The organism is Amycolatopsis acidicola (assembly GCF_007713735.2).
GTDB classification, from domain to species: domain Bacteria; phylum Actinomycetota; class Actinomycetes; order Mycobacteriales; family Pseudonocardiaceae; genus Amycolatopsis_E; species Amycolatopsis_E acidicola.
Map to the genome: position 1 here is coordinate 103,883 of NZ_VMNW02000011.1, position 25,238 is coordinate 129,120.

A 25,238-nucleotide genomic window follows, 5' to 3' on the forward strand; every position below is an offset into this window, starting at 1 on the left:
GTGAGGAGCACACCGATGACAGAGACGAGGCTCCTGCCCCTGCTGCCGCTGGACGACGACGTCGTGCTGCCCGGCATGATCGTTCCCCTGGAGCTCGAGGACGCCGAGACCCGTGCCGCGGTGGAGTCCGCGCAGGCGAAAGCGCCGAATACCGGCTCGTTCCCGGGCATCCGCTCGACGCCCGCCGCCAAGGCCGAGGTGCTGATCGTGCCGCGCGTCCACGGCGAGTACGCCGAGCTGGGCACGGTCGCCACGGTCGAGCGGGTCGGCCGGATCCCGGGCGGCAAGTCCGCCGTCCTGCTTCGCGGCACGCGCCGGGCGCGCCTCGGCGAGACGGGCGAAGGCCCGGGCGCGGCGCGCTGGGTCCACGCGGAGGAAGCCCCCGAAGTTTCCGACGAGCGCGCACAGACGCTCGCCGGTGAATACAAGACCCTGGTGATCTCGATCCTCCAGCAGCGTGGCGGCTGGCAGATGATCGACGCGGTGCAGCAGCTCGACGACCCGTCCGCGATCGCGGACCTCGCGGGCAACGCGCCGTACCTGAACACCGAGCAGAAGCTCGAGCTGCTGCGTACGCTCGACGTTTCGGCCCGGCTGGAGCGCGCGCTGGAATGGAGCCGCGAGTACCTGGCCGAGCTGGAGGTCACCGACACGATCCGCAAGGACGTGGCCGAGGGCATGGAAAAGCAGCAGAAGGAGTTCCTGCTGCGCCGCCAGCTCGAGGCGATCCGCAAGGAGCTGGGCGAGCTGGACGGCACCGACCCGGACGAGGACGACTACCGCGCCCGCGTCGAGAAGGCCGACCTGCCCGAGTACGTCCGCAAGGCCGCACTGTCCGAAGTGGACAAACTGGAGCGGACCTCGGACCAGTCCCCCGAGGGCGGCTGGATCCGCACCTGGCTGGACACGGTGCTGGAGCTGCCGTGGCAGACCCGCACCGAGGACGTGCACGACATCGCGGGTGCGCGTGCGGTGCTGGACGCCGACCACGCGGGCCTTGACGACGTGAAGGAACGGATCATCGAGTACCTGGCGGTGCGCAACCGGCGTGCCGAGGCGGGGCTGGGCCAGATCGGCGGGCGGCGTTCCGGCGCGGTGCTGGCGCTGGTCGGTCCTCCGGGTGTCGGCAAGACGTCGCTCGGTGAGTCGGTCGCGAAGGCGATGGGCCGCAAGTTCGTCCGCGTCGCGCTCGGCGGTATCCGTGACGAGGCGGAGATCCGCGGGCACCGGCGCACCTACGTCGGCGCGCTGCCCGGCCGGATCGTCCGCGCCATCAAGGAAGCAGGCTCGATGAACCCGGTCGTCCTGCTCGACGAGGTGGACAAGGTGGGCGCCGACTACCGCGGCGACCCGACGGCGGCGCTGCTCGAGGTGCTGGACCCGGAGCAGAACCACACCTTCCGGGACCACTACCTGGAGGTCGAGCTGGACCTGTCCGACGTGGTGTTCCTGGCGACGGCGAACGCGCTGGAGACCATCCCCGGCCCGTTGCTGGACCGGATGGAGCTGGTCACGCTCGACGGGTACACCGAGCACGAGAAGGTGATCATCGGCCGCGACCACCTGCTGCCGCGTGAGCTGGAGCGGGCCGGTCTCGCCGAGGGCGACGTGACCTTCACCGATGCGGCGCTGAGCCGGATCGCCGCGGAGTACACGCACGAGGCCGGTGTCCGGAACGCGAACCGGACTCTCGCGAAGGTGCTGCGCAAGATCGCGACCAAGGTGGCGCTGGACGAAACCGCCCTGCCGCTCACCGTGGACGCGGGCGATCTCGAGGGTTACCTCGGGCGGCCGCGGCATCTGCCGGAGTCCTCGTTGCCCGCTTCGACCCAGCGCACGGCCATCCCCGGGGTGGCGACCGGGCTGGCGGTGACGGGCGCCGGCGGCGATGTCCTCTACATCGAGGCTTCGCTGGCGGACGCGGAGTCCGGTGCCACCGGGCTCACCCTGACCGGTCAGCTTGGCGACGTGATGAAGGAGTCGGCGCAGATCGCGTTGTCGTACCTGCGTTCGCACGGCGCGGAGCTGGAGCTGCCGGTGGGCGACCTGAAGCAGCGCGGCATCCACGTGCACGTGCCCGCGGGCGCGGTGCCGAAGGACGGGCCGTCGGCCGGGATCACGATGACCACCGCGCTGGCGTCGCTGCTGTCCGGCCGGGTCGTGAAGTCCGACGTGGCGATGACCGGTGAGGTGTCGCTGACCGGGCGGGTGCTGCCGATCGGCGGGGTCAAGCAGAAGCTGCTGGCCGCGCACCGGGCCGGGATGAAGACGATCATCATCCCGCAGCGCAACGAGCCCGACCTCGACGACGTCCCCGCGGACGTGCTGGCCGAGCTGGACGTGCACCCGGTGTCCAACGTGCGCGACGTGCTGGAGCTGGCGTTGACGCCGGCGGCCACGCCGGTCGCCACGGCTGCCTGACGGAAACCGGAGCGGGGCCTTGTGTTCGCACAGGGCCCCGCTTCGCTGTCCGGGTCAGGACACCTTGCGGCGCCACTCCCGCGCCAGCAGGTACGCGAGGTACAGCCCGCCGACAGCGCCCGTGACCACGCCGACCGGGAGCTGCGACGAGAACACCCGCTGCACGAGGAAATCGCTTGCCAGCAAAAGGAAAGCGCCGGTCAGCGCGGACGTGACCAGCGGCGGCGCGGAGGCTCCGGTGAGGCGGCGGGCGATCTGCGGGGACGCCAGGGCGAGGAACGAAATGGGCCCGGCCACGGCCGTGGCGAAGGACGACAACCCGACGCTGACGGCCAGCAGGATCAGCCGGGTGCGCTCGGTGCGCACGCCCAGCGCTTGCGCCTTGTCGTCGCCGAGTTCCAGCAGCGCCAGCCGGCGCGACTGGTACAGGGCGATCGGCACGAGCACGGCGACCGCGATCCCGGAAACCGCCACGTGCGGCCATTCCCGGTCGTTGAGCCCGCCGATGCGCCAGGCCTGCGCGGTCAGCGCGTCCAGCAGCGAGGCGCGGGTGATCAGGTACGAGTTGAGCGCGATCAGCATCGCGCCGATCCCGATGCCCATCAGGATCAGCCGCAGCCCCTGCACCCCGCCCCGATACGACAACAGGTAAAGCAGCACCGCCGTGCCGATACCGCCGACGAGCGCGCCGACCGACACCCCGAACATCGAGCCGTCCAGCACCAGGATCACGAAGAACGCGCCCACCGCCGAGCCCTGGGTGAACCCGACGACGTCCGGGCTGCCGAGCGCGTTGCCGGACACGCTCTGCAGGATCCCGCCGCTCACCCCGAGCGCCATGCCCACGAACAGCGCGGTCAGCACCCGCGGCAGCCGCAGCCCGGTGATGATGAAGTCGGCGCCGGGCGGGCCTTGCCCGGCGAACGTCGCGAGCACGTCACCGACCGAGAGCGGGTAGTCGCCGGTAGTCAGCGCGATCACGCCGAGCACGAGGATCGCGGCCAGAACGGCGAGCGCGACGAAGAGCGTGCGCTGCCGGAAGCGCACCGAGACCCGGCCCTGTGGGCTGCGCAGTACGGCGGTCACAGGCGCGCCAACTTCCGCCGCCGGCACAGCAGCACGAACAGCGGCGCGCCGAGGAACGCGGTGACGATCCCGACCTCGATCTCCTGCACGCCGCCGAGTACACGGCCGAGGATGTCGGCGGCCAGCAACAGGATCGGCGCCAGCATGAGCGAATACGGCAGCACCCAGCGTTGGTCTGGACCGGTGAAAATCCGTGCCGCATAAGGAACAGCGAGCCCGACGAATGCGATCGGCCCAGCGGCCGCGGTCGCCGAACCGCACAGCAGCGCGACAGCGACGGCGACGAGCGCGCGCGTCCGCCCGACGTGCGCGCCGAGCGCCTGCCCGGCTTGGTCGCCCAGCGAAAGCGCGTTGAGCGCCCGCGCCTGGGACAGCGCGAGCAGCAGCCCGAGGACGATGAACGGCGCGACCTGGACGACCACGTCCATCCGGCGGGAAGCGAGCGAACCGACGTCCCAGAACCGGAATTCGTCGAAGGTGTCGGGGTTGAGCAGCAGCACGCCCTGGATGAAGGCGTAGAGCACGGCGGTGACAGCGGCGCCTGCGAGCACCAGTCGTTCCGGCGTCGCGCTGCCGCGGCCCGCGGTGCCGAGGCTGTACACGAGGAACGAAGCGATACCCGCCCCGGCGAGCGCGAACCAGAGGTAGCCGGTGAGCGAGTGGATGCCGAGGAACGAGATGGCCACGACGACGGCCGACGACGAACCCATGTTGATGCCGAGCAGGCCGGGGTCGGCGAGCGGGTTGCGGGTCAGCGCCTGCATCAGCGCGCCGCCCACGCCGAGCGCCGCGCCGGCGAGCACCCCGAGCAACGTGCGCGGGATGCGGAGGTCGTGGATGATCACGGCTTCGCTCGAGCCGTCGTTGTGCCAGAGCAGGTCCCAGGTCGCCGTGAACGGGATACCCTTGGCGCCGACCCACAGGCTGAGCAGGCACATGAACACGAGCGCGCCCAGGGCGACGACCAGGCCCAACGCCCGTGACGAGCGTCGCGCTGCTGGCTGCCGGGTCCGCACGGTCACGGACTTAGACTAGCCTTACCTAGGTGCCGCGCACGCGGGCCCCATGACCGGAAACACTCCAGTGGCAAGGAAAGAGGACGGGCGCCGTGGCGGAACGCGTACTGCGCGAAGCCGTCCAGCGCCGGAAGATCGCGCTGGCCGCGCTACTCGCGATCGGTCACCAGGGCGGCGAAGCGCTCGTCCCGGTCGTCATCGGCGTCGTGATCGATCAGGCGGTCTCGGCCGGTTCGGTCGCGCGGTTGCTGTGGTGGCTCGGGGCGCTGGCGGTGCTCTTCGCGGTCCTGTCCACTTGCTACCGCTTCGGCGCGCGGATCGCCGAGCGCGCGTCGGAGATGTCCGCCCACGATCTGCGTCTCAAGATCACCGGCAGGGCGATCGGCGCCGACGGCAGTCCGCGGCTGCCGGGCGAGCTGGTGAACGTCGCGACCAGTGACGCGCAACGGGTCGGCGCGCTCAACGTCGCGTTGCCGTTCGGGATCGCCGGACTGGCCGGGCTGATCGTTTCGGCCGTGGCCCTGCTGCGGATGTCGATTCCCCTGGGGCTGCTGGTGTTGCTCGGCACGCCGCCCTTGCTGTGGCTCGCGCACCTGATCGGCAAACCGCTGGAACGCCGCAGCGAAGTCGAGCAGGACAGGGCGGCGCAGGCGTCCGGTCTCGCGGCGGATCTGGTCAGCGGGTTGCGGGTGCTGAAGGGCCTCGGCGCCGAGGCGGCGGCGGTGGCGCGGTATCGGCGGACGAGCCAGGCGAGCCTGGCCGCCACGTTGCGCGCGGCGCGCGCGGAAGCCGGTCACGACGGCGCGATCCTGGCGCTGACCGGGGCGTTCATCGCGGTGGTGGCGCTGGTCGGGGCCGGGCTCGCGGCGGATGGGCAGCTCACCATCGGCGAGCTGGTCGCCGCGGTCGGGCTGGCGCAGTTCCTCGTCACCCCGTTCCAGATCTTCGGCTGGGTGAACAGCCAGCTCGCCCAGGCACGCGCGTCCGCGGCGCGGATCGGCGACGTGCTCTCCGAGCCCTCGGCCAGCCTGGCCGAACCATCCACAATGGACGTCGTGCCCGGCGAGTTGCTCGGGATCGCGGCCACCGACGCCGACGAACTGCTCGCCGGGCTGGCGCATCGCCCGGACGTGCTCGTCGCCCCGCACGACGCCGACCTGTTCACCGGCACCGTGGCGGAGAACATCGGCGGCGACGTCGAACGGGCGATGGCCGCCGCCGCGGTGGACGTCCCGGCCGACGAAGTGCTGGCAGAGGGCGGCAAGTCCCTGTCCGGCGGGCAACGCCAGCGGGTCGCGCTGGCACGGGCCCTCGCGGCGGAGGCGCCGGTACTCGTCCTGCACGAGCCGACGACGGCGGTCGACCCGGTCACCGAGGCGCGGATCGCGGCCGGGATCGCCGAGCACCGGCGCGGCCGGAGCACGATCCTGGTCACCACGAGCCCGGCGCTGCTGGCCGTGACCGACCGCGTACTGTTCGCCGGCTCCGCCGCCACTCACACCGAACTGTTGCGGGACAGCGACTCCTACCGCGAGACGGTGCTCTCGTGAGCGAACTCCTCCCGACGGCAACGCGGCTGCGCGGCGCTGTGGCCGAGCTGGTCCGCCCACACCGCTTCCTCGCGGGCGGCGCCTTCGCCGTGCTGCTGGCCGCGACGGGCATCGGACTCGCCACCGCTCCCCTGCTCGGCCACATCGTCGATCTCGTCATGGCGCACGGTTCCGTCGCCGTGCCCGTGGTGCTACTGGTGATCGTGGCCGTAGCGCGCGGGGCGTTTCAGGCCGCGGGACAAGCGCTCGTCGCGCGCGTCGGCGAAAGCATGCTGGCGACGCTTCGTGAGCGGTTCGTCTCACGCGCGATGAGTCTTCCACTGTCCACAGTGGAGAAGGCGGGCGCCGGCGACCTCACCGCGCGCGTCACCGGCGACGTCTCCGTGATCGCCAAGGCAGTGCGCGAAGGGCTGCCGGAGCTGGGCGGTTCGGCGCTGACCATCGTGCTCACCTTCGGCGGGCTGGCCGTGCTGGACTGGCGATTCCTCATCGCGACGCTGCTGGCGGTGCCGATCCAGCTGTACACGGTGCGCTGGTACGGGCGGCGCGCTGTGCCCGTCTACGCGGAGCAGCGCGTCGCGATCGGGGCGCAGCAACAACAACTCCTCGACACCATCGGCGGCGCGCGGACGGTGCGGGCATTCGGCCTCGGCGACCGGCAGCTGCGGCAGGTCACCGAACGCTCACTCGCCGCGGTTTCCCTTACCCTGCGCGGGATCCGGCTGATCACCCGGTTCTTCGCCCGGCTGAACCTCGCCGAGTTCATCGGGCTGGCCGCCGTGCTGGCCACCGGTTTCCTCCTCGTGCGGAACGGCAGCGTCTCGCTGGGCACGGCGACGGCCGCGGCGCTCTACTTCCACAGCCTGTTCACGCCGATCAACAGCGCGCTCGCGCTGATCGACGACGCGCAGCAGGCGACGGCGAGCCTCGGCCGCCTTGTCGGCGTCGCCGAACTTCGCCCGCCCGAAGGCGGCAGCACGGTGCCACTGGACGGGTCGATCAAGATCGCCGGGGTGCACCACGCCTACGTCGTCGGCACTCCCGTGCTGCGCGACATCGAACTGAGCATCGCGCCCGGCGAGCGGGTGGCGCTGGTCGGCGCGAGCGGTGCCGGGAAGACCACGCTGGCGAAGCTGCTCGCCGGGGTGCACCGGCCATCGATGGGCACGATCCTGGTCGGCGGGCTGCCGCTGGCGGAGCTGGATCGGCGCTCGGTCGCGCTGGTCAGCCAGGAGGTCCACGTGTTCGCCGGGCGCCTGTCCGACGACCTCCGGCTGGCCGCGCCCGAAGCCACCGACGAGGAACTCAACGCCGCGCTGGCCACGGTGAACGCCCTGCCGTGGGTGGAGAAACTGCCGAACGGACTGTCCACTGTGGTCGGAGACGGCGGGCATCGGCTGACGGCGGCCCAGTCACAGCAGCTGGCGCTGGCGAGGCTCGTGCTGGCCGATCCGGCGGTCGCGATCCTGGACGAGGCCACGGCCGAGGCCGGCAGCGCGGGGGCGAAAACGCTGGAAGCGGCGGCCGACGCGGCGCTGGCCGGGCGGACCGCGTTGGTCATCGCGCACCGGCTGACGCAGGCCGCGGCCGCCGATCGCGTCGTCGTGCTGGAGGACGGGCGGATCGTCGAATCCGGCAGCCACGAAGAACTGGTCGCGAGCGGCGGCCGTTACGCGGAGTTGTGGTCCGCATGGGCCCAGTCACGGCACGAACCGTGACTTGGCGTGCTGGTCGGCGCCGCGCTGGGCATGAGCGGGGCGATTTTCCAGAGCCTGCCCCGGAATCCGCTGGCGTGCGGGTGGAGCCGAGCCAGCTGTACCTGATCGTTGTCGGCACGGCCGCGTGCGCCATCGCGACAGCGACCGCCGGGCCCATCGCGTTCGTCGCGCTCACCGCAGCTCGCGAAACGGCTCACCGGCGCGCCCGGCGCGGGTGAGCTGCCCGCCGCGTGGATGGGTGGTTTGCTTGTGCTGACAGCGGATTACCTCGCTCAGCGCGCGGCCGGCTCGACGACGCTGCCGGTCGGGGTGGCGACCGCGGCCATCGGCGGCGTCTATCTGGCTTGGCTGCTGTGGCGTCGTTCGCCGGTGGGCGGCCGGTAGCCGCCTTTTCGGAACGTGTGCCCCCGCCAGGAATCGAACCTGGATCGCCGGCTTCGGAAACCGGTGTCGTATCCGTTGGACCACAGGGGCTTTGGAGCCGGCCCCCTGCGCGCGCAGGGGGCCGGGGCGCACCCCGGCGAGGACTCGAACCTCGGACCTCCGCGTTCGTAGCGCGGCGCTCTGTCCCACTGAGCTACCGGGGCAAAGTGTTACGGCAAAAGGAAAACGCTGAGAAATCAGCGGAAGTCGCGGCGGGCACGCTGCCACCGCGCCACGGCGGAATGCCGTCGCGCCTGGTGGCGGGCTCGTGTCGCGTTCATGCCCCCGAGTCTCACCGACTCACGGGGCCAGTGTCAACGGAATTAACTCGCCCCAGCCCCGCTGCCGCCATATTGGCGCCTCCCGGCCATGTGTTGGCCCCTCCAGCCGCCATGCTGGCCCATCCCAGGCGACGTGTTCGCCCACCCCGCCACCGTCTTGGGCCTTCACGCCACCATGTTCGCCTCGGCCACCGCCGTGTTTGCCCCTCCCGGCGGCGTGTTCGCCCCTCCCGGCCATGTATTGGCCCCTACCGCTGGCATGTTGGCCTACCCCGGCCACCGCTCCATTGCCGACCGTGGCCCGCGTTCCCCCGCACCAGCCAACAAACACACCCCGGCAGCCAACACACCGACGCCACGAGCCAACACGCCCGCAGGGGCGGCCAACACGCCCACGGGGCCCGCCAACGCACGCGCGCGAGCGGCAAACACGCCCACCCCGGCCACCGCTGCGGCCTAGGGCTTCTTCGCCCTGCTCGGAGCCACCCGGGGCGGCTCGTTCGGCATTTTGGGGTAGACCGGCGGCCAAGGAGCGTCCATCAGGCCGTTTTCCATGTCGCGCCGCGACATTTCCAGTAACGGTTCGATCGACTGGGGCGGCGCGTCCGCCCAGGGATCACCGGATTCGGCGACGCGGGCGGGCACCGTCGCGATGGTCAGCTCGGCAGGCACCACCGTGGCCAGCTCGTCCCAGCGGATCGGCGTGGACACCTGGGCGCCGACTCGCGGCCGCACGCACCAGGCGCCGAAAACCGTTTTGTGCGGCGCATTCTGGTTGAAGTCCACGAACACGCGGCTGCCGCGCTCTTCCTTCCACCATTGCGCGGTGATCAACACGGGATGGCGTCGCTCGAGCTCACGCGCCAACGCGACCGCGGCCGCCCGGACCTGATAGCCGTCCCAATTCGGTTGCAGGGGAACATAAATGTGCAAACCGCGAGAACCCGTCGTCTTCAGCAGCGCACGGATTCCCAGCTCCGCCAGCAACTCCCGGGTCAATGCCGCCGCCTCGCGCACCTGGTCGAACGTGACACCCGGCGAAGGATCGAGATCCACCCGCAGCTCGTCGGTGATCTCCGGCGTCGCCGCGTGCACGGGCCAGACGTGGAAGCCGATGCAGCCGAGGTTGACCGCCCAGACGATATGCGCCAGATCCGCCGCCACCAGCGCATCGCTCGTGGTGCCGTTGGGAGTGGCGACGACCGTCGTGGTCAGCCACGGCGGCGCCGATTTCGGCACCCGCTTCTGGAACCACGACTTGCCACTCGCCCCGTCGGGATACCGCTCCAGCAACAGCGGACGTCCGCCCAAAGTGGACAGCAGCGGGCCCGCGACGGCCTGGTAGTACCGGACGAGGTCGAGCTTGGTCTCCCCGCGCTGGCTGAAGTACACCTTCTCCGGATGCGAAACGGGCACGCCCTCGAGCTCGGTCATGACCGGGCGACCTCGGTGAACAGCGCCTTCAGTTCGGCGGGCGCGACTTCCTCCAGCTGGCCGTAGGTGCACGACTCCGGCTGTCTGTCGGGGCGGAACCGCACCAGCCGTGTGCCGTGCCGGAACCGCCCGCCCTGCACGTGCTCGTACCGCACCTCGGCCACCCACTCCGGCCGCAGCGCCTCCCACGACAGGTCCTTGCCCGCGCTCCACCGGCTCTGCATCCCCGGCAACCGTCCGCCCGCCTCGGCCTGCACCTCCGCCCAGCGGCGCCAGGGATGGTGCTCGAGCGCGTTTTCCCGCAACGGCGCCAGCTCGTCGACCAGCTCCCGGCGCCGGGCCGCGGTGAAACTGCTCGCGACACCGACGTTGTGCAGCGTGCCCTCGTCGTCGTAAAGGCCGAGCAGCAGAGATCCGACGCCGACGCCGTCCTTGTGCCAGCGGAACCCGGCGACCACGCAGTCCGCCGTGCGCTCGTGCTTGATCTTCCACATCACGCGGCGGTCCTGTTCGTACGGCTGGTCCGCCGGTTTCGCCATCACGCCGTCGAAACCGGCGCCCTCGAACCGGTTGAACCAATCCTGCGCCACGTCCGGGTCCTCGGTCATCGGCGTGAGGTGCACGCGGGCGAGCTCGCCGCCGACGATGCCCTCCAGCCGCCGCCGTCGCTCGGCGAACGGCTCGCCGGTGAGGTCCTCGTCGTCGAGCGCCAGCAGGTCGAAGACCACGAAACTGGCCGGCGTCTCGGCCGCGAGCTTGCGCACCCGCGACGCCGCGGGGTGCAGCCGCAGTTGCAGGCTGTCGAAATCCAGCCCCTGCTCGGTCACGATCACGATCTCGCCGTCGACCACGCACCGCGTCGGCAGCGACGCTTTCAGCAACTCGACGAGTTCCGGGAAATAACGGGTGAGCGGACGATCATTACGGGAACCGAGTTCGACCTCGTCGCCGTCGCGGAAAACGATGCAGCGGAACCCGTCCCATTTCGGTTCGTAGCGCAGTCCCGGCGCGCGCGGCAGCTCGTGCACTGCTTTGGACAGCATCGGTTTGACCGGCGGCGACACGGGCAGGTCCACGTAATCGATGCTAAGCCGCGGCCATCGGGAACGCGAGAAAAAACAATGTCCACCCGTCCGAGTGAAACCTACGTGTGGGAATTCGGGACGCGGGTAACCGCACGCCACGTGCCTGGCTGGGAAGGGAGAACACAGTGTCAACCACACATCTGGCCGCTGTCGACTTTGGACAAGGTCTCTCGAGCGCGTGGAGCTCGATAGCCAACTTCGTGCCGAAGTTCGTCGCGTTCCTCGTGATCATGGTGATCGGCTGGTTCATCGCCAAGGCCATCGCCAAGGTCGTCGGGGTGGTCCTGAACAAGGTGGGCTTCAACCGGCTCGTCGAACGCGGTGGCATCAAGGACATGCTCGCCAAGAGCAAATACGACGCCACCGACATCATCGCCAAGATCGTCTACTACGCGATCCTGCTGATCGCGCTGCAGCTGGCCTTCGGGGTGTTCGGCCCGAACCCGATCAGCACGATGCTGACGGCCATCGTGGCCTGGCTGCCGCGGGCGATCGTCGCGATCGTCATCGTGGTCGTCGCCGCCGCCATCGCCAACGCGGTGAAGGACATGGTCGGCAACATGCTCGGCGGCCTCTCCTACGGCAAGGTGCTGGCCACGATCGCCGCGGTCTTCATCTGGGGCCTCGGCATCATCGCCGCGCTGAACCAGATGGGTATCGGCACGACGGTCACGATGCCGGTGCTGGTCACCGTGCTCGCCACGGTCGGCGGGGTGATCATCGTCGGGATGGGCGGTGGCCTGATCAAGCCGATGCAGCAGCGCTGGGAGAAGTGGCTCGGCCGCGCGGAGAGCGAACTGCCCGCGTCCAAGGCGCAGAACCAGGCCTACCAGCGCGGACGTGAGGACGCGACGCGCGGCAGCGAACCGGAGACCGAGCAGCTGCGGATGCCGCACACCCCGATGGGTGCCGGCGCCGAGGGCCAGGGCTCGATGGGCGGCGCCACCCGCCGTCCCGGCAGCGAAGGCCCCGGCCCGATGCCCCCGACGGGCGGCCAGGGATAGGGAGCACGACCAGCCGAACGGGCACAGCGGCGACCGGCCTTCGGGCCGGTCGCCGTTTTCGTGGTCAGGCCGGGACGAGGCCCGCCCGGTAACCGGGCTCGTCGAACCGCTCGGCCAGTGAACAGACCGCGAGCAGGCGCGCGGTGAACCAGTCCGCGTCGGCCCAGCCCCAGAGATCGGCCGGCGCGTCGAACCCCCAGCCCTGTTCCTTCGCCTGGTCGATCAGGCCGCGGGCGTAGCCGGCGAGCAGGATCGCCCCGGCCACCGCGCCCGAGCCCTCGACGCCGAAGGTCACGATGTCGCGGACGGCGGCCGAGTGCTGGTCGATCGCCGCGGTCAGTCCGGGCACCGCGGCGGCGGCGAGCAGCCCCGCGCCGAGTTGCGCCCGGAGGCCGGCCAGGGTCTTGCGCGCAGCGGATTCCACCCACAGGGCCGGCAAGCTCACCATGTTCGCCACGGTAGCTGTTCGCGCGCTGCGAACAGAGCGGATGTGACGTAAGATTCTCCGCTTTTCCGCACATTCGCGCTGGTCAGCACCGGTGCGTGCACGACTGCTCACGCGCTGTCCGGCGACGGGGAACACAGATTGACGCTTCGCCCGACCGGGTAGCCGTCCTCCCGGTGATCGACGATCCGGAGGTGGTTCAGTCTTGTCAACTGTCGCGTTAGGACAGTCCGGGTGGATGTCCACGGTACTCACACCCTTGATCAACATCGTGGCCATCGTGGTGGTGGCCGTGCTGCTGCGCTGGCTGGTGCACCGGCTGATCAGCCGGATGACCACGGGACTCGGCTCCGGCAGGCTCCCCTCGATCCTGCGGCCGAGCCGGGCAGGCGGGTCCGCGGCCTCGGAAAGACGGGTGCAGCGAGCACGCACGGTGGGCTCGCTGCTGCGTTCGGTGGCCACGTTCCTGATCTACGGCATCGCGTTCATCCTGGTGCTGAGCAAACTCGGGATCAACATCGCGCCGATCCTCGCCTCCGCCGGGGTGGTCGGGGTCGCCGTCGGGTTCGGCGCGCAGAACCTCGTCAAGGACTTCCTGTCCGGGATCTTCATGATGCTCGAGGACCAGTACGGCGTCGGGGACGTCGTCGACCTCGGGGACGCGGCCGGGACCGTGGAGATGGTGGGGCTGCGGATCACCACGGTGCGCGACGTGAGCGGCACCGTCTGGTACGTCCGCAACGGCACGATCAGCGCCGTGGGCAACTCGACCCAGCGGTTCGGCGTCGCGGTGGTGGACATCCCGATCGGCTACGGCGCGGACGTGGACCGGGCGATCGAGATCGCCGGGCAGGCCGCCCACGAGACCGTCGAACGCTCGCCGATCGCCGAGGACGTGCTCGGCGACGTGGAGATCCTGGGGGCACAGGACCTCACCCAGGCGGCGATCACCCTCCGGCTCACGGTGACCACGAGGCCCGGCAGGCAGTGGGCCGTCCGCCGCGCGCTGACCGCGGACGTGAAGATGGCGCTGGACACCGCGGGCATCGCCGCGCCGCTGACGGCCTACCCGTCGAACTGACCGATGACTTCCGGCCCCGCGGCCGGTCTGCCTGACATGACTCGAATCTCGCAGATCCGCACCATCGGCATTCCGGTCCGGGACCAGGACCGCGCGGTGGAGTTCTACGTCGGCACGCTCGGCTTCGAAAAGCGAATGGACGTGTCCTACGGGCAGCGCTGGGTGGAGGTGGCGCCGGCAGGCTCCACGACGACGATCGCACTGGTGCGGAGCGACTCCCCCGGCGTGGACACCGGTATCCGGCTGACCACCGCGGACGCGGCGGCCGACCACGCCGGACTCCGCGAGCACGGCGTGGACGTCGACGCGGAAATCCTGCGCTGGCAGGGCGTTCCGCCGATGTTCTCCCTGCGCGACCCCGACGGGAACCGGCTGCTCCTCGTCGAGGCTACGAACCGGACCTGACGCCCTCGGCGTCGGCCGGGACCGGGTTCACCTCCGCCTGGTAATCCTCGGCAGCGATCCGCGCTGCCTGCAGTACCGAATCGAAAACCGGGGTCGGTTCCTCCATAGCAGCCCCCTCACGAACTCCCATATGTGAATTGTTCACCGCATGCCGGATTCCCGCACGCCGGGGGGAGCATTTGTGCCGAGCCGCCGTCCGACCCCGGGACAAACGGAGCGCACGGTGTCCAGAAATGCGCCGAGTACGGGCGAGGAGTCACCGGCGCGGAAGGAAAGGACGAGGTCAGGGAGCCAGGTTCGCGGGCTCACCTCGCACACCCAGGTGTCCGGGCGGGCGGCCGCACGCAGGCACGCCGGGCCGAGGCCGACACCGATCCCGCACGCGGCGAGGCCGATGATCGTGTGCACGTCACGCGCTTCGGTGGCCGTGTCCAGCGACCGGGTGTCGAATACCTCACGCAGCCCGCTCAGCACTGTGGGTTCTTCACCCACTGATGCGATGATCAGGCGCTGTTCGCGCAACTGCTCCAGCCGCACACGTGCTTGTCCCGCATAGGGATGCGCCGTACCGACCACCGCGACCAGCTGGTCCCGGCCGACCGTGACGGACACCAGTCCTTCGGCACCGGCGCCGCGCGGCGCTCCCCTGCCGACCGCCACGTCGAGCTCGCCCCCGATCAGCGCCGCAGCGCTTTGCGCGGTGGACATTTCGTGCAGGCCGAGCCGGACCCCGGGGTGCCCGGCACCGAACCGGCCGAGCACCGAGGGCAGCAGTTCGAGCAGCGCCGAACCGATGAAACCCAGTCGCAGCCTGCCTGTCTCGCCTCGCGCGGCACGGCCGGCGTCCACCGCGGCCGCCGACATCTCGCACAACGCCTTGCGCGCCCGGACGAGGAAGGCCTCACCCGCCGCCGTCGGGAACACGCCGTTCGGGGTGCGATCGAACAGTTTCGCGCCGATTTCCCGTTCCAGCGCGGCGATCTGCTTCGACAACGGCGGCTGCGCGATGCCGACCGACGTGGCCGCGCGGCCGAAGTGCTGGTGCTCGGCGAGCGCGAGCGCATAACGCAGATGCCTGGCGTCCATATCCACTGGATATCACGGATGCCTTTGTGAGATATCGGAGTGGATGGCCTTGGCGTGGCCCGCGAGGTTGGTGCCATGACCACTTTGCACGTCGAGGAATGGGGCACCGGCGGACGGACGGCGGTGCTGCTGCACGGCTTGTCCGGCGGCGCGCGTTCCTGGGCCGCGATCGCGGAAGAGCTGGTGCGGCGCGGTTACCGGGTGCTCGCGCCGGAGCTCACCGGGCACGGCCGCAGTCCGCGCGCGAGCTACAGCCGTGAGCGCTGGGCCGACGATCTGCTGGAAAACCTTCCCGCCGCACCGGAACTGGCGATCGGGCACTCACTCGGTGGGGTGCTGCTGGCGATGATCGCCGACCGGCTGCGCCCGGCTCGTGCCGTCTACGAGGATCCGGCGTGGTATCCGTGGGCGGGGCCGTCCTACGGCGAGACACAGCCGGGAATCCGTGCCATGAAAGCGCTTGCCGAGACCGACCTGCGCGCGGCGAATCCGCGCTGGAGCGAGGCCGGGCTCGCGGCGAGGCTGGCGGAGCTTCGCGAGTGGGACCCGGAAACCACTCGGATGGCTTACCTGGAAACCGCTTACGTCCCGGTGTTCCCGGTGGTGCCGTCCTTGCTGGTACTGGCCGACCCGAGCCCGGTGCTCGCGCCCGCGATCGCGGAACACTTCGCCGACGTCGGGTTCGAGAGCCGCGTAGTGGCGGGCGCCGGGCACTTCGTCCATCTCGACGCGCACCCGGGTTTCGTCGCCGCGCTCGACGGCTGGGCGTGACCGTCCTGCCGGTCGTCCTGACCGCGACTTTCATGCAGCTCCTCGACGTGACGATCGCGCAGGTGGCGATCCCGTCGATCCGGGCCGGGCTGCACGCCGGGCCCGGAACGCTGCAGCTGGTGCTCGCCGGGTACACCCTCGCCTACGCCTGTCTGCTGATCACCGCGGCGAGGCTGGGTGACCGGTTCGGTTACCGGCGGTTGTTCGTACTCGGCCTGGTGGTGTTCACCCTGGCGTCCGCTGCCTGCGCCGCCGCGCCGACGGCGTCGGTGCTCGTGGCGGCCAGGGTGGTCCAGGGCGCGGGCAGCGGGCTGATGGCGCCTCAGGTGTTCTCGATCATCCAGACCGCGCTGCCCGCGTCGCAGCGCCCGCGCGCGTTGAGTTTCCTGGGCGCCACAATGGGAATCGCGTCGCTGTCCGGGCCGGTGCTCGGGGCACTGCTGCTCGGGCTCGGCGGCTGGCGGCTGTTGTTCCTGGTCAACGTGCCGGTCAGCCTGCTGGCGCTCGCGGGCGCCGGCAGGCTGCCGAAGACGAGGCCCCCCAGCGCGCCCAAGGTGGACGCGCCCGGCGCGGCGCTCGCGATGGCCGGACTCGGCCTGCTGGTGTTCCCACTCTCCGTAGGCCGCGAACTCCACTGGCCATTGTGGACATTCGGTTGCTTCGCCGCGGCCGTCGTGCTGTTGCTCCTTTTCGCACGCTCGCAGGCGCGTGGCCGTGAACCACTCCTGCACCCGAGCGTCCTGCGCGACCGTCGCCCCGTTCGCGGCGGCCGCGATCCTCGGCAGCCGCATCGCGCCACCGATCGCCCGCAGGTTCGGATTCCGGCTCCTGACCGCCGCGGCCGCCACGCTCGCCCTGGTCACGGCTGTCTTGGCCTGGCGCGACACAGTGTTGACACCGCTGCTGGCCCTCGGCGGCGCGGCGTTCGGCCTGTTCACCGCCTCGGTCTTTTCCCTGGTACTGGCCGAAGTGCACCCTGACGCGACCGGCTCGGCGTCGGGTCTCCTTCCCACGGCGCAACAACTCGGCGGCTCCCTCGGAATCACCTTCGCCGGACTAATTTTCGCCGACGGATATTTCGGCGGCGCGATGGTGTACGAGGCCGCCGTTTTCCTTTTCACGTCGGGCCTTTGTGCCCTTGCCTCGCGCGCCGGGGCACGCGGAGCATCGGGCACGAGAGCCGAGTCCAGGGACTTCGGATGACCAAACGCGTTGCCGGGCGTTCCCGGCTGAGATCCCCCACCGGGCCGTCGAAATCGGCGGCGGCACGGCGGTGGTGGAAACGCGGGACCACGGCGGTGCTCACCGCGGGCGCGCTGGCGGGTGCGATCAGCGCCGTGCTGGCGTTGCGGCCGACGCCGGATCCGGAGGACTCCGCCGACATCACGGCCGTCCGGGTGATTCCACAGGTCACGATGAGCGAATACGTGCAGCGGTTGGAGGCTTCGGGACAGGGCCACTTCGGGCGTGCGTTCGCCGCGCGGCAAAGCACGAGCACGGAACTGACCGGTGAGTCGAGCAGCCCGGCACAGAGCCGTTCTTCCTCGCCTCGCAGCAAATCCAGCCGGTCCTCTTCGGCCGGTCCGACGTCCGCGGAGACTTCGACCGCACCGCCGACGACTTCGCCGGCAGCGAAGATGAAGGCGAACGGCGGTTTCGACGTGGTTCCGGGCACGCATCCGGACGAGGTCCTGAACTACATCGCGGAACGGGACCGGCTCTCGGCACGGCAGTTCGCGGAGTACCAGGCCATCCTGCCCGCCGTCATCAACGGTGCCTCCCTCGACGACAAGGGGCAGCCGGTCGATCCCGAAGTAGCGGCGCAACACGTACTCGCGGTGCTCGACGACGCGCGGGTCGCGGGCGACGGGACGGAACCGGTGGGCGCGTTGGTGAGTGTCGACGTCACGCTCGCCGGGCTGCGCGGCAAACCGGTGGCGCTCAGGTGGTCGATGTGGAAATCCGGTGGTGGCGGGCAACTGCACGGTGACTGGCTCAATGACAACCTCGCCTACCGGCTGGAGGCCACCACCGCGCGGGACACCACGACCGTCGATCTCTGGGTACCGATGCCGCGGCAAGAGGGGCCGTACCTGATCCGCGCCCAGCTCGCCACCGGCAGCTCGCCACTGGCCGGGAAGGACAGCGAGCCGTTCAGCTGAACCGCCTTCGGCCCGACACCCCGCCCAGCCGGTTGACACCTCACACCCCCGGCCGCTATCTATTAGCTAACCGTTAGGGGGTCAACCACGTGCAGGATGTCGTGCTCGCGATGCTCGCGAAAGAGCCTTCGCACGGCTACCACCTGCGCGCACGGCTGCGCGAGGCGCTCGGCCCGCTGGGCGACGCCCTGAACGCGGGCCAGGTCTACGTCACCTTGGCCCGCTTGGAAAAGAACGGCCTCGTGTGCGCCGAGCACGCCGACGGCCCGGCCCAAGGCCCGGATCGCAAGGTCTACGCGCTGACCCCGGCCGGCCAGCGGCGCGTGGCCGACTGGCTCGCGGAAGTGCGGTGGCCCAAACCGGACTTGGCGGAGTTCCACCTCAAACTGGTCGCCGCCGCGGCGACCAAGCTCGCCGACCCGCTCGCGATCGTGGACTCCCAGCGGCGAGAATTGTTGCGCCGCTTGCGTGACGCGCAGCGTGCGGCGATGGCCGAGCCCGCCGACTCGCGCGGCGGGCTGTTGCTGGAGGGCGTGATCCTGCGCCTCCAAGCGGACCTGCGCTGGCTGGAGGCCTGCGAACGAGCGTGGTCCGAACCAGGAGAGGCATGAGCGAGGACTACGTGCTGAGAGCGCGCCGGCTACACAAGGAACACGGCAGCGACGCAACGCTGGTGCGCGCCGTGGACAGCGTGAACCTGGATGTGCCGCCGGGCCAGACACTGGCCGTTATGGGGCCGAGTGGCAGCGGAAAGTCCACGCTCCTGCAACTCCTCGGCGGCCTGCAACACCCGACGAACGGCAAGGTGTGGCTGGGCGGCGAGCGCATCGACCACCTCGGCGAACGGGCGCTGGCCCGGCTGCGGCGCACGTCGATCGGGTTCGTTTTCCAGGCATACCACCTGATGGAGGAGCTGTCCGCGGTCGAGAACGTGGAGCTGCCCGCACTCTTGGCCGGCCAAACGCCGCGGGCGGCACGACGGCGCGCGGACGAGTTGCTCGAGCAGGTAGGACTGGCCGACCGGGCCCGGCATCTGCCTTCGGAGCTGTCCGGCGGGCAGCGTCAGCGGGTCGCGATCGCCCGCGCGCTCGCCAACAAGCCGATGGTCGTACTGGCTGACGAACCGACGGGAAACCTCGACAGCGCAGGGACTTTGGAGGTGCTCCGGTTGTTCGAGGAACTGCGCCTCGCCGGGCAGACCCTGCTGATCGTCACACACGACGAGCGGGTCGCCGCGACCACGGACAGGCTGATCTCCATGCGCGACGGGCGGTTCGTCGACGACACCAGGATGACCGACGCCACCCGGCCGTTGAGCGCGCTGCTCGGGTTCGAGGGCTGACCGCGTGGGCCGGATCCTGCTGGTCTCCCGGCTGGTGCTGCGAGACGTGCGACGGCGTCCAGTCGGGGCGCTGATCCTCCTGCTCGGCGTCGCTGTCGTCACCACTGCCCTGTCGGTCGGGTTGATCCTGAGCGGGTCGACGGACGCGCTCTACCAGCAAACCCGCGAGCAGACCCGTGGGCCGGACGTCGTCGCCGTCTCGCCCGATGCGACCGCGGACAGCCTCGCCGCCATGACCGATTTGCGGCACGGGCCAGGCGTCGTCCGTTACGGCGGCCCGTACCCCGTCGTCGAGACCACGGCGACGGCGCACGACCAAACCGTCAACGTCATGGCCATCGGGCGCGAGACGGCACCGGCCGCGGTCGACCAACCGCTCGTGACAGCCGGTTCTTGGGTGCGCGCGGGCGGCGTGGTGGTCGAACGGGGTTTCGCCAACGCGGTGGGTGTCCACACTGGAGACAGCATTTCCGTGGCGGGTAAGGACTTTCTCGTCGCCGGTCTCGCCGTGACAGCGGCAACCCCTGTGTATCCGGGAGGTTTGCAGTCGGGCGACGGCGGACCGACCGAGCACAGCGCCGGACGGGTCTGGCTGACCGAAGACGACGTGCGGTCCTTGCTGGTGCCGCAGACGTCCTACCTCGCGAACATCGCGCTGGCCGATCCGGCGGCCACCACGGAGTTCACGCGGTCCTACCGTTCCGCCGAAGTCCCGGTGCACTTCTTCAAATGGCAGTTCATCGCCGACGCCGACGCGCTCGTCATCCGCACCACCGAGCCGTCCTTGGTCGTCGGCAGCTGGTTGCTGGCCGTGCTCGCGGTCTGCTGCGTCGCCGGACTGGTGGCAGGACGCACGGCGGCCCAGGTCCGGCGGGTCGGCTTGCTCAAGGCCGTCGGCGCCGGGCCGGGACTGGTGGCCGCCGTGGTGCTGGCCGAATACGTGGTTTTCGCGCTGGCGGCGGATGTGCTCGGGCTGGCGGCCGGTTGGTTCCTGTCCCGGACGCTCAGCGATCCGAGTTCCGGCATGGTGGACAGCGCGCCGCCGCTCGGCGTCGGCACCGTGGTGACCGTGACAATCCTGGCCGTGGCGATGGCTGTCGTCGCGACGCTCGGCCCTACGCTGCGCGCCGCACGCACCAGCACAGTCGACGCATTGGCCGCGGCGCCCCAACGCCCGCCGGAGCACCGCGCCGCGCGCATGCCGAAGTCCTTCGGGCTGCCGACGTCGTTCCTCCTCGGGCTACGTCTGATCGCACGACGTCCGGGGCACGCGATGCGCAGCGCGGCCGGCGTAGCAACAACTTCCACGACTCTCGTCGCCTTGGTCTGTCTCGACGCCCAGCCCTCGCACGGCTACGACCTCGGCCCGACCGTCCTGACCAATCTGCGCGAACAGGTCGGCAGCCGGGTGCTGTTGATCATCACGGTCGCCATGATCGGGCTGGCGGCCGTGAACATCGTCGTGACCACCTGGAGCACCGCGCAGGACGCCCGGCATTCGCTGGCCGTCGCCCGCACGCTCGGCGCGACTCCGGCGCAGGTCACCGGCGGACTGTGCGTGGCGCAACTACTGCCCGCGCTGCCCGGCGCGCTGCTCGGTATCCCGGTCGGATTGGCTCTGTTCGGCCTTTTCAGCGCGGACAACGCCGTGTGGCCGGCACCGGTGTGGCTGTTCGTCGCGGCGTTGGGCACGCTGGCCGGCGTCGCGGCGTGCACGGCGATTCCGGCCCGGCTCGAGGCGCGCCGACCAGTGGCGGATGTGTTGGTGTAAAAGGGCTTTACGGCCGCAACGCGCCTTTCAACGCGGTGAGCCTGGCGCGCAGGAATGCGCGCGACACCCGCGCTTTCGGCTGCATACCGTCGAAACCGTGGTATGCCCCGGGAATCTCCAACAGCTCGCAGGGCACTCCGGCTTCGACGAGGCGTTTCGCGTAGGCCACGTCCTCGTCGTAGAAGAGGTCGTTCGTGCCGACGCCCAGCCACGCGGGCGGCAGTCCGGTAAGGTCGTCGTACCGCGCGGGCGCCGCGAGCGGTGACACGTCGGCCTCGCCGGGACGGTGCGTCGGGCCGAGGTAGCAGCGCCAGCCGAACTCGTTCGCCCGGGTGCCCCAAATCCGCAGGCTGCGGTCGTCCACGTCGGTGCGCAGCGTGGTGCGGTCGTCGATCATCGGGTAGGACAGCAGTTGGAAGACCGGGCGTAGTTCGCCGCGTTCCCTTGCCAGCAAAGCCAACCCCGCCGCCAGCCCGCCGCCCGCACTGCCACCGCCGAGCGCTATGCGCGTCGAGTCCACATCGGACTGATCGGCCAGCCAGGCCAGGCCCGCGTAGCAGTCGTCCAGCGGCACCGGGAACGGATTCTCCGGAGCGACGCGGTATTCGACCGCGGCGACCACGATGCCGAGTTCCGCGGAGGCTTGACGGCAGAACCCGTCGTCCTGCCAGGCGGAGTCCATCACCATGCCGCCGCCGTGCAGCCACAACAACGCCGGTTTGCGCTCGTTCCCGCCGGGACGGAACACGCGCACCTTCACCGGGCCGGCTCGCTCCACGACCACACCCGCGCCGCGCGTGGACCGCTCTTCCAGCCTGCGCACGACTTTCAGCGTGCGTGGCCCGAGCGGCAGCCTCGGCAGGAACCGCGCGCCGCGGAGATCGGGGTGGAATGTCGTCGGCATGGCCCCTCCCGTGATCGCCTGATGTTCGCGTGACGGGGTGGGGACGCGCAAGTGCCGGCGCGCGGGAGTCGCCCGCGCGCCGGCAGCCCTCAGGCGAGGTTCGCGTAAACGACGATGTTGTCCACGTAGCTGTGTTCGGCGTGGTCGAACACCCCACCGCAGGTGATCAGGCGGAGCTGGGGTTTGTCGGAGTTGCCGTACACGGCGTCGGTGGGGAACTGGTCCTTCGGCACCTGGACCTTGTGGTCCACGACGAATTTCAGTTCCTTGCCGTCGCTGCGGGTCACCTGGATCTCGTCGCCGGCGGCGAGATCCTTCAGGCGGTAGAAGATCCCTCCTGATGGTTGCCGTCGACGTGCCCGAGGATGACCGCGGGCCCGACGTCACCCGGCACAGGCGACAGCCGGTACCAGGCGGCCTGCATCGGCTGGGTCACCGGCGGGACGGCGATCTGGCCGTCTTTGGTGACCGCCACCGGAACCAGTGAAGACTCGGCGCTGATCTTGGGGATCCGCACCTCGGTCGGCTGCAGCTGGTTGTACGGCTTGGTGACCGAGACCGAGGTGGCGGGCGCCGCCGCTTCGGTGGCGTTGCCGCCACTGCCGCATCCGGTCAGCGCCAGGGTGAGCAGCAGGGCGGCCGCGACGGCGCGACCACCCTGCCGGAAAAGGTTGCCCATCCGGTTCAGCCCTGCGCGAGGCCGCCGAAGCCGGTCTCCACCCCGGTCTTGGGGGCGAAGCTGACCTGCGCGTCGCCACCGTTGCTGCTCTGCCAGTCCCCGGAGCTCTCGGAACCGGGCACCGGGGCGATCGAGCCGCTGCCGGCGCCACCACCCTGCGGTCCCGCGCAGGTCCAGTCGCCGGCGATGTCGTTGTCGGCGAAGGTCTTGCCGTCGTGCAGCTGGACGAGGAAGTCCCAGTAGCGGCCGTCCTGGACCTCCTGGTACGGGCCGTCGACCACGTCGAAGTCCGGCGAGGTGAGCCCGGTCGGCTCGCCAGCGGCGCACGAGATGATCACCATGCCGTAGCCGTCTTCGAGGTCCACGCCCCAGCCCTGGTTGTCCTCGTACGGCGGCTCTTCGGGTGTGGTCGTCTCGTCGGGCGAGCTGGTGTCCGAGGGCTTGCTCGACTCCGTCGACTGAGCCGACGTGGTGTCCGTCGCGGACGGCGCGCTGTCCGTGCTCGACGGCTCGGTGTTCTCCGTGCTCTGGGGCGAGTCGGAGGTGGTGGTCGTCTCCGGTGCCGCCGAACTGCTCGTTGTCTCCGGCACGGCGGAGGAGGTGGTCGTCGCGACATCCGTGTCGTCGGCGATGGCGGCAGGCGCCGCCGCCAGTGTGATCAAGGCGCCGGCCACCAACGTGGCCGCGATACGCCCCCAAGGCTTACGCAAGATCTGCTCCAGAATCGTCAAGACGCCCGATGCCCCCGCAATCGGAACGCAAACCGGTCACCACACTTTTGGGTGAACGAGGTGATCTTGCCGCAAAGGAGACACACAGCACCAACACAGAATCGGGTGATAAAAAGCACCCTGGAATGCCGTAACGTTTTTGCCGATTCGACGATCATCGTGTTTTTCGGCTGCGTTCTGATGGAAATTTACCAGACATACGCGGGATATGTCACTCCGAGGCGAATGGCGGCATGCGCTGATGTCGTTACCGGAGCACCTTGGACGCGGCGTCGGAGCGGGGGTGGTCTACTGGAGGACGTGATCCCGAGGCCGCGCTCATGAGCCCAAGCCAGCCGGGTCGCGGGTTCGTCCGCAGCATTCGCCTGGTGCCGGACAGTGACACGGGGCGGTACCCGTTCACGCTGCCCGTCGTCCGGCACCTTGGACACGGCGCGGACTCGAACTGCCGCCCGGGGTGACGTTTCTCTTCGGAGACAACGGTTCCCCTCGTCGAAGCGATCGCCGTCGCGGCAGGCTTCCGGCTCGCAATCGTTCCGGTTCGCGAGGCGCCCCACCGAATCCAGCCTCGGCGACCACCTCATCCTGCGTTGGGGGATCACCAAACCCCGCACGGGATTCTTCCTCCGCGCCGAGTCGTATTACAACGTCGCCTCCGAATCGAACGCCTCGACGAAGACGCCCGGTCGCCACCGCTACTGCCGGCCTACGGTGGCGTCTCACCCCACGAACGTTCCCACGGACAGTCCTTTTTGGACCTGGCCCTGCTCGCCACGCCGGACGCCCACATCCCGCAAATCGACGACACCGGCGACATCACCCCCGTCGACTACGACAACGCCGAACCCGTCACCCTCACCCGCGGCTTCCTGGCCAACCCGGAGAACTACCTACGCCACCTACTCACCGACCGAGCTCCCGGGCTCGTCGGCGCTCCGGCGTCGACGAGCCTGGACGTGCTGCGCGGGCTAGGCACACGACAAACGCCCCGCTGGCCTGTCTTCCCAGGTCATCGGGGCGTTTCGTGTGGTGTGGCGGGTAGAGGATTCGAACCTCTGAAGGCAGTGCCGTCTGATTTACAGTCAGATCCCTTTGGCCGCTCGGGCAACCCGCCGTGACTGGGCGAACCAGCCGTGCAAGAGAGTACCCAACGTCCTGGCGGCGGCGGCAACCGGGTTGGCGCAGGGCTATAGGGTGTGTGGCCTACCCGACAGATCCGCGACCAAGAGGTGGGGAGACGTGGCCGATCCGTCATTCGACGTGGTGAGCAAGGTCGATCGCCAGGAGGTGGACAACGCGCTGAACCAGGCATCGAAGGAGCTGTCCACGCGCTTCGACTTCCGGGGCGTCAACGCGAAGGTCGAGTGGGCCGGCGAGGAGGCCATCGCGATCGAGGCGGAGACCGAGGAGCGGGCGCTGGCGGCGGTCGAGGTCTTCAAGGAGAAGCTGATCAAGCGCGGCATCTCGCTCAAGGCGTTCGAGGCCGGTGAGCCCGCCGTGTCCGGGAAGATCTACAAGATCAACGGCAAGATCATCCAGGGCATCGCGTCGGACAAGGCCAAGCAGATCGCCAAATACATCCGCGACGAGGGCCCCAAGGGCGTCCAGGCCCAGATCCAGGGCGACCAGCTGCGTGTCTCGGGCAAGAAGAAGGATCACCTGCAGGACGTGATCGCGCTGCTCAAGAACAAGGACTTCGAGATCGCGCTGCAGTTCACCAACTACCGCTGACGCACTGGCCCTGACCTGCTGATTCGCAGGTCAGGGCGTGCCGTCACGCCTTCCTCCCCGCCGACCACGGCCTCCACCGACACCGAACTCGTCAGCCGACGGAGTTGGCTAC

At 70.0% G+C, this 25,238-nt stretch carries 25 protein-coding genes, 3 tRNA genes and 1 pseudogene; 16 read left to right on the forward strand and 13 right to left on the reverse strand.

Going from position 1 to position 25,238, the window contains the following annotated elements; genetic code table 11:
• Positions 1-15 precede the first annotated feature (15 nt).
• A complete protein-coding gene (gene lon / locus FPZ12_RS10610; protein WP_144760065.1) occupies positions 16-2,421 on the forward strand; it encodes an endopeptidase La in 2,406 nt (801 codons plus the stop codon).
• 54 nt (positions 2,422-2,475) lie between these two features.
• On the opposite strand, the gene FPZ12_RS10615 is transcribed toward lon, so the two are convergent.
• Both FPZ12_RS10615 and FPZ12_RS10620 read right to left on the reverse strand, forming a co-directional pair.
• Entirely contained in the window at positions 2,476-3,507 is a 1,032-nt protein-coding gene (locus tag FPZ12_RS10615) for a FecCD family ABC transporter permease (RefSeq protein WP_243769779.1), read from the reverse strand.
• Positions 3,504-4,529 (reverse strand): FecCD family ABC transporter permease, encoded by a 1,026-nt coding sequence (locus FPZ12_RS10620; RefSeq protein ID WP_424923587.1) that lies wholly within the window; start codon positions 4,527-4,529, stop codon positions 3,504-3,506. Before FPZ12_RS10620 ends, FPZ12_RS10615 begins: the two co-directional genes overlap by 4 nt.
• Before the next feature lie 86 nt (positions 4,530-4,615).
• Between FPZ12_RS10620 and FPZ12_RS10625 the strand changes: the two genes are divergently transcribed.
• Genes FPZ12_RS10625 through FPZ12_RS46370 form a run of 5 tightly spaced genes read left to right on the forward strand, consistent with a single transcriptional unit; the run spans position 4,616 to position 8,175 of the window.
• Positions 4,616-6,073: an ABC transporter transmembrane domain-containing protein gene (locus tag FPZ12_RS10625; RefSeq protein ID WP_144760057.1), complete on the forward strand. Its 1,458-nt coding sequence runs from the start codon at positions 4,616-4,618 to the stop codon at positions 6,071-6,073.
• Complete coding sequence (locus FPZ12_RS10630) at positions 6,070-7,791, forward strand: ABC transporter ATP-binding protein (protein WP_144760054.1); 1,722 nt, start codon at positions 6,070-6,072, stop codon at positions 7,789-7,791. The genes FPZ12_RS10625 and FPZ12_RS10630 overlap by 4 nt, the downstream gene beginning before the upstream one ends.
• A 30-nt stretch (positions 7,792-7,821) precedes the next feature.
• A complete protein-coding gene (locus tag FPZ12_RS47075) occupies positions 7,822-7,896 on the forward strand; it encodes a hypothetical protein (protein WP_424923590.1) in 75 nt (24 codons plus the stop codon).
• The gene (locus tag FPZ12_RS46365) at positions 7,866-8,009 is read left to right on the forward strand and encodes a hypothetical protein (protein ID WP_243769780.1); all 144 of its coding nucleotides are present in this window, start codon (positions 7,866-7,868) and stop codon (positions 8,007-8,009) included. Before FPZ12_RS47075 ends, FPZ12_RS46365 begins: the two co-directional genes overlap by 31 nt.
• A 16-nt stretch (positions 8,010-8,025) precedes the next feature.
• Entirely contained in the window at positions 8,026-8,175 is a 150-nt protein-coding gene (locus FPZ12_RS46370; protein ID WP_243769781.1) for an iron chelate uptake ABC transporter family permease subunit, read from the forward strand.
• A gap of 18 nt (positions 8,176-8,193) precedes the next feature.
• Here FPZ12_RS46370 and FPZ12_RS10640 read toward each other — a convergent pair.
• The 4 genes from FPZ12_RS10640 to FPZ12_RS10655 form a co-directional block, all read right to left on the reverse strand.
• Positions 8,194-8,265, reverse strand: a tRNA-Arg gene (locus FPZ12_RS10640).
• Between the two features lie 39 nt (positions 8,266-8,304).
• A tRNA-Arg gene (locus FPZ12_RS10645) sits at positions 8,305-8,378 on the reverse strand.
• A gap of 573 nt (positions 8,379-8,951) precedes the next feature.
• On the reverse strand, positions 8,952-9,929 hold the full coding sequence (gene ligD, locus FPZ12_RS10650) for a non-homologous end-joining DNA ligase (RefSeq protein ID WP_144751832.1): 978 nt from the start codon (positions 9,927-9,929) through the stop codon (positions 8,952-8,954).
• Complete coding sequence (locus FPZ12_RS10655) at positions 9,926-11,005, reverse strand: ATP-dependent DNA ligase (protein WP_144751835.1); 1,080 nt, start codon at positions 11,003-11,005, stop codon at positions 9,926-9,928. Before FPZ12_RS10655 ends, ligD begins: the two co-directional genes overlap by 4 nt.
• 134 nt (positions 11,006-11,139) lie before the next feature.
• Here FPZ12_RS10655 and FPZ12_RS10660 point away from each other — a divergent pair, with 134 nt between their 5' ends.
• Positions 11,140-12,018, forward strand: coding sequence for a mechanosensitive ion channel family protein (locus FPZ12_RS10660; protein WP_144751838.1), 879 nt, complete (start codon positions 11,140-11,142; stop codon positions 12,016-12,018).
• Between the two features lie 64 nt (positions 12,019-12,082).
• Here the strand turns inward: FPZ12_RS10660 and FPZ12_RS10665 are convergent, their stop codons facing one another.
• Complete coding sequence (locus FPZ12_RS10665) at positions 12,083-12,466, reverse strand: DUF6401 family natural product biosynthesis protein (protein WP_144751841.1); 384 nt, start codon at positions 12,464-12,466, stop codon at positions 12,083-12,085.
• Positions 12,467-12,701: 235 nt separating this feature from the next.
• On the opposite strand from FPZ12_RS10665, the gene FPZ12_RS10670 reads away from it, so the two are divergent.
• Both FPZ12_RS10670 and FPZ12_RS10675 read left to right on the forward strand, forming a co-directional pair.
• Positions 12,702-13,544, forward strand: a complete 843-nt coding sequence (locus tag FPZ12_RS10670; RefSeq protein WP_144751844.1) for a mechanosensitive ion channel family protein — start codon at positions 12,702-12,704, stop codon at positions 13,542-13,544.
• Positions 13,545-13,580: 36 nt separating this feature from the next.
• On the forward strand, positions 13,581-13,949 hold the full coding sequence (locus FPZ12_RS10675; protein WP_144751847.1) for a VOC family protein: 369 nt from the start codon (positions 13,581-13,583) through the stop codon (positions 13,947-13,949).
• On the opposite strand, the gene FPZ12_RS46845 is transcribed toward FPZ12_RS10675, so the two are convergent.
• Both FPZ12_RS46845 and FPZ12_RS10680 read right to left on the reverse strand, forming a co-directional pair.
• Positions 13,933-14,055 (reverse strand): hypothetical protein, encoded by a 123-nt coding sequence (locus tag FPZ12_RS46845; protein WP_279537785.1) that lies wholly within the window; start codon positions 14,053-14,055, stop codon positions 13,933-13,935. The genes FPZ12_RS10675 and FPZ12_RS46845 overlap by 17 nt on opposite strands.
• 35 nt (positions 14,056-14,090) lie before the next feature.
• Positions 14,091-15,035 (reverse strand): LysR family transcriptional regulator, encoded by a 945-nt coding sequence (locus FPZ12_RS10680; protein ID WP_144751849.1) that lies wholly within the window; start codon positions 15,033-15,035, stop codon positions 14,091-14,093.
• A 75-nt stretch (positions 15,036-15,110) separates the two neighbouring features.
• Here FPZ12_RS10680 and FPZ12_RS10685 point away from each other — a divergent pair, with 75 nt between their 5' ends.
• The 6 genes from FPZ12_RS10685 (at position 15,111) to FPZ12_RS10710 (ending at position 21,081) form a co-directional block, all read left to right on the forward strand.
• Positions 15,111-15,806, forward strand: a complete 696-nt coding sequence (locus tag FPZ12_RS10685; RefSeq protein ID WP_144751852.1) for an alpha/beta fold hydrolase — start codon at positions 15,111-15,113, stop codon at positions 15,804-15,806.
• Complete coding sequence (locus FPZ12_RS10690) at positions 15,803-16,786, forward strand: MFS transporter (RefSeq protein WP_208025821.1); 984 nt, start codon at positions 15,803-15,805, stop codon at positions 16,784-16,786. The genes FPZ12_RS10685 and FPZ12_RS10690 overlap by 4 nt, the downstream gene beginning before the upstream one ends.
• Positions 16,787-17,005: 219 nt before the next feature.
• Positions 17,006-17,968 carry a hypothetical protein gene (locus FPZ12_RS10695; protein WP_144751855.1) on the forward strand — a complete coding sequence of 321 codons (963 nt, stop codon included), beginning with the start codon at positions 17,006-17,008 and terminating at the stop codon, positions 17,966-17,968.
• An 89-nt stretch (positions 17,969-18,057) separates the two neighbouring features.
• The gene (locus tag FPZ12_RS10700) at positions 18,058-18,579 is read left to right on the forward strand and encodes a PadR family transcriptional regulator (protein ID WP_144751858.1); all 522 of its coding nucleotides are present in this window, start codon (positions 18,058-18,060) and stop codon (positions 18,577-18,579) included.
• Complete coding sequence (locus FPZ12_RS10705; protein ID WP_144751861.1) at positions 18,576-19,310, forward strand: ABC transporter ATP-binding protein; 735 nt, start codon at positions 18,576-18,578, stop codon at positions 19,308-19,310. The genes FPZ12_RS10700 and FPZ12_RS10705 overlap by 4 nt, the downstream gene beginning before the upstream one ends.
• 4 nt (positions 19,311-19,314) lie before the next feature.
• Entirely contained in the window at positions 19,315-21,081 is a 1,767-nt protein-coding gene (locus FPZ12_RS10710) for an ABC transporter permease (RefSeq protein WP_144751864.1), read from the forward strand.
• Positions 21,082-21,088: 7 nt separating this feature from the next.
• Here FPZ12_RS10710 and FPZ12_RS10715 read toward each other — a convergent pair whose 3' ends face one another.
• From FPZ12_RS10715 to FPZ12_RS10735, 4 genes and pseudogenes are all read right to left on the reverse strand, one after another.
• On the reverse strand, positions 21,089-21,985 hold the full coding sequence (locus FPZ12_RS10715; protein ID WP_144751867.1) for an alpha/beta hydrolase: 897 nt from the start codon (positions 21,983-21,985) through the stop codon (positions 21,089-21,091).
• Positions 21,986-22,074: 89 nt separating this feature from the next.
• Positions 22,075-22,664, reverse strand: a pseudogene (locus FPZ12_RS10720) (class F sortase).
• Positions 22,665-22,669: 5 nt separating this feature from the next.
• A complete protein-coding gene (locus FPZ12_RS10725) occupies positions 22,670-23,374 on the reverse strand; it encodes a superantigen-like protein SSL4 (RefSeq protein WP_144751869.1) in 705 nt (234 codons plus the stop codon).
• 1,053 nt (positions 23,375-24,427) lie between these two features.
• Positions 24,428-24,509: transfer RNA gene (locus tag FPZ12_RS10735), tRNA-Tyr, on the reverse strand.
• 125 nt (positions 24,510-24,634) lie between these two features.
• On the opposite strand from FPZ12_RS10735, the gene FPZ12_RS10740 reads away from it, so the two are divergent.
• Positions 24,635-25,126, forward strand: coding sequence for a YajQ family cyclic di-GMP-binding protein (locus FPZ12_RS10740; protein WP_144751871.1), 492 nt, complete (start codon positions 24,635-24,637; stop codon positions 25,124-25,126).
• Positions 25,127-25,238 lie beyond the last annotated feature (112 nt).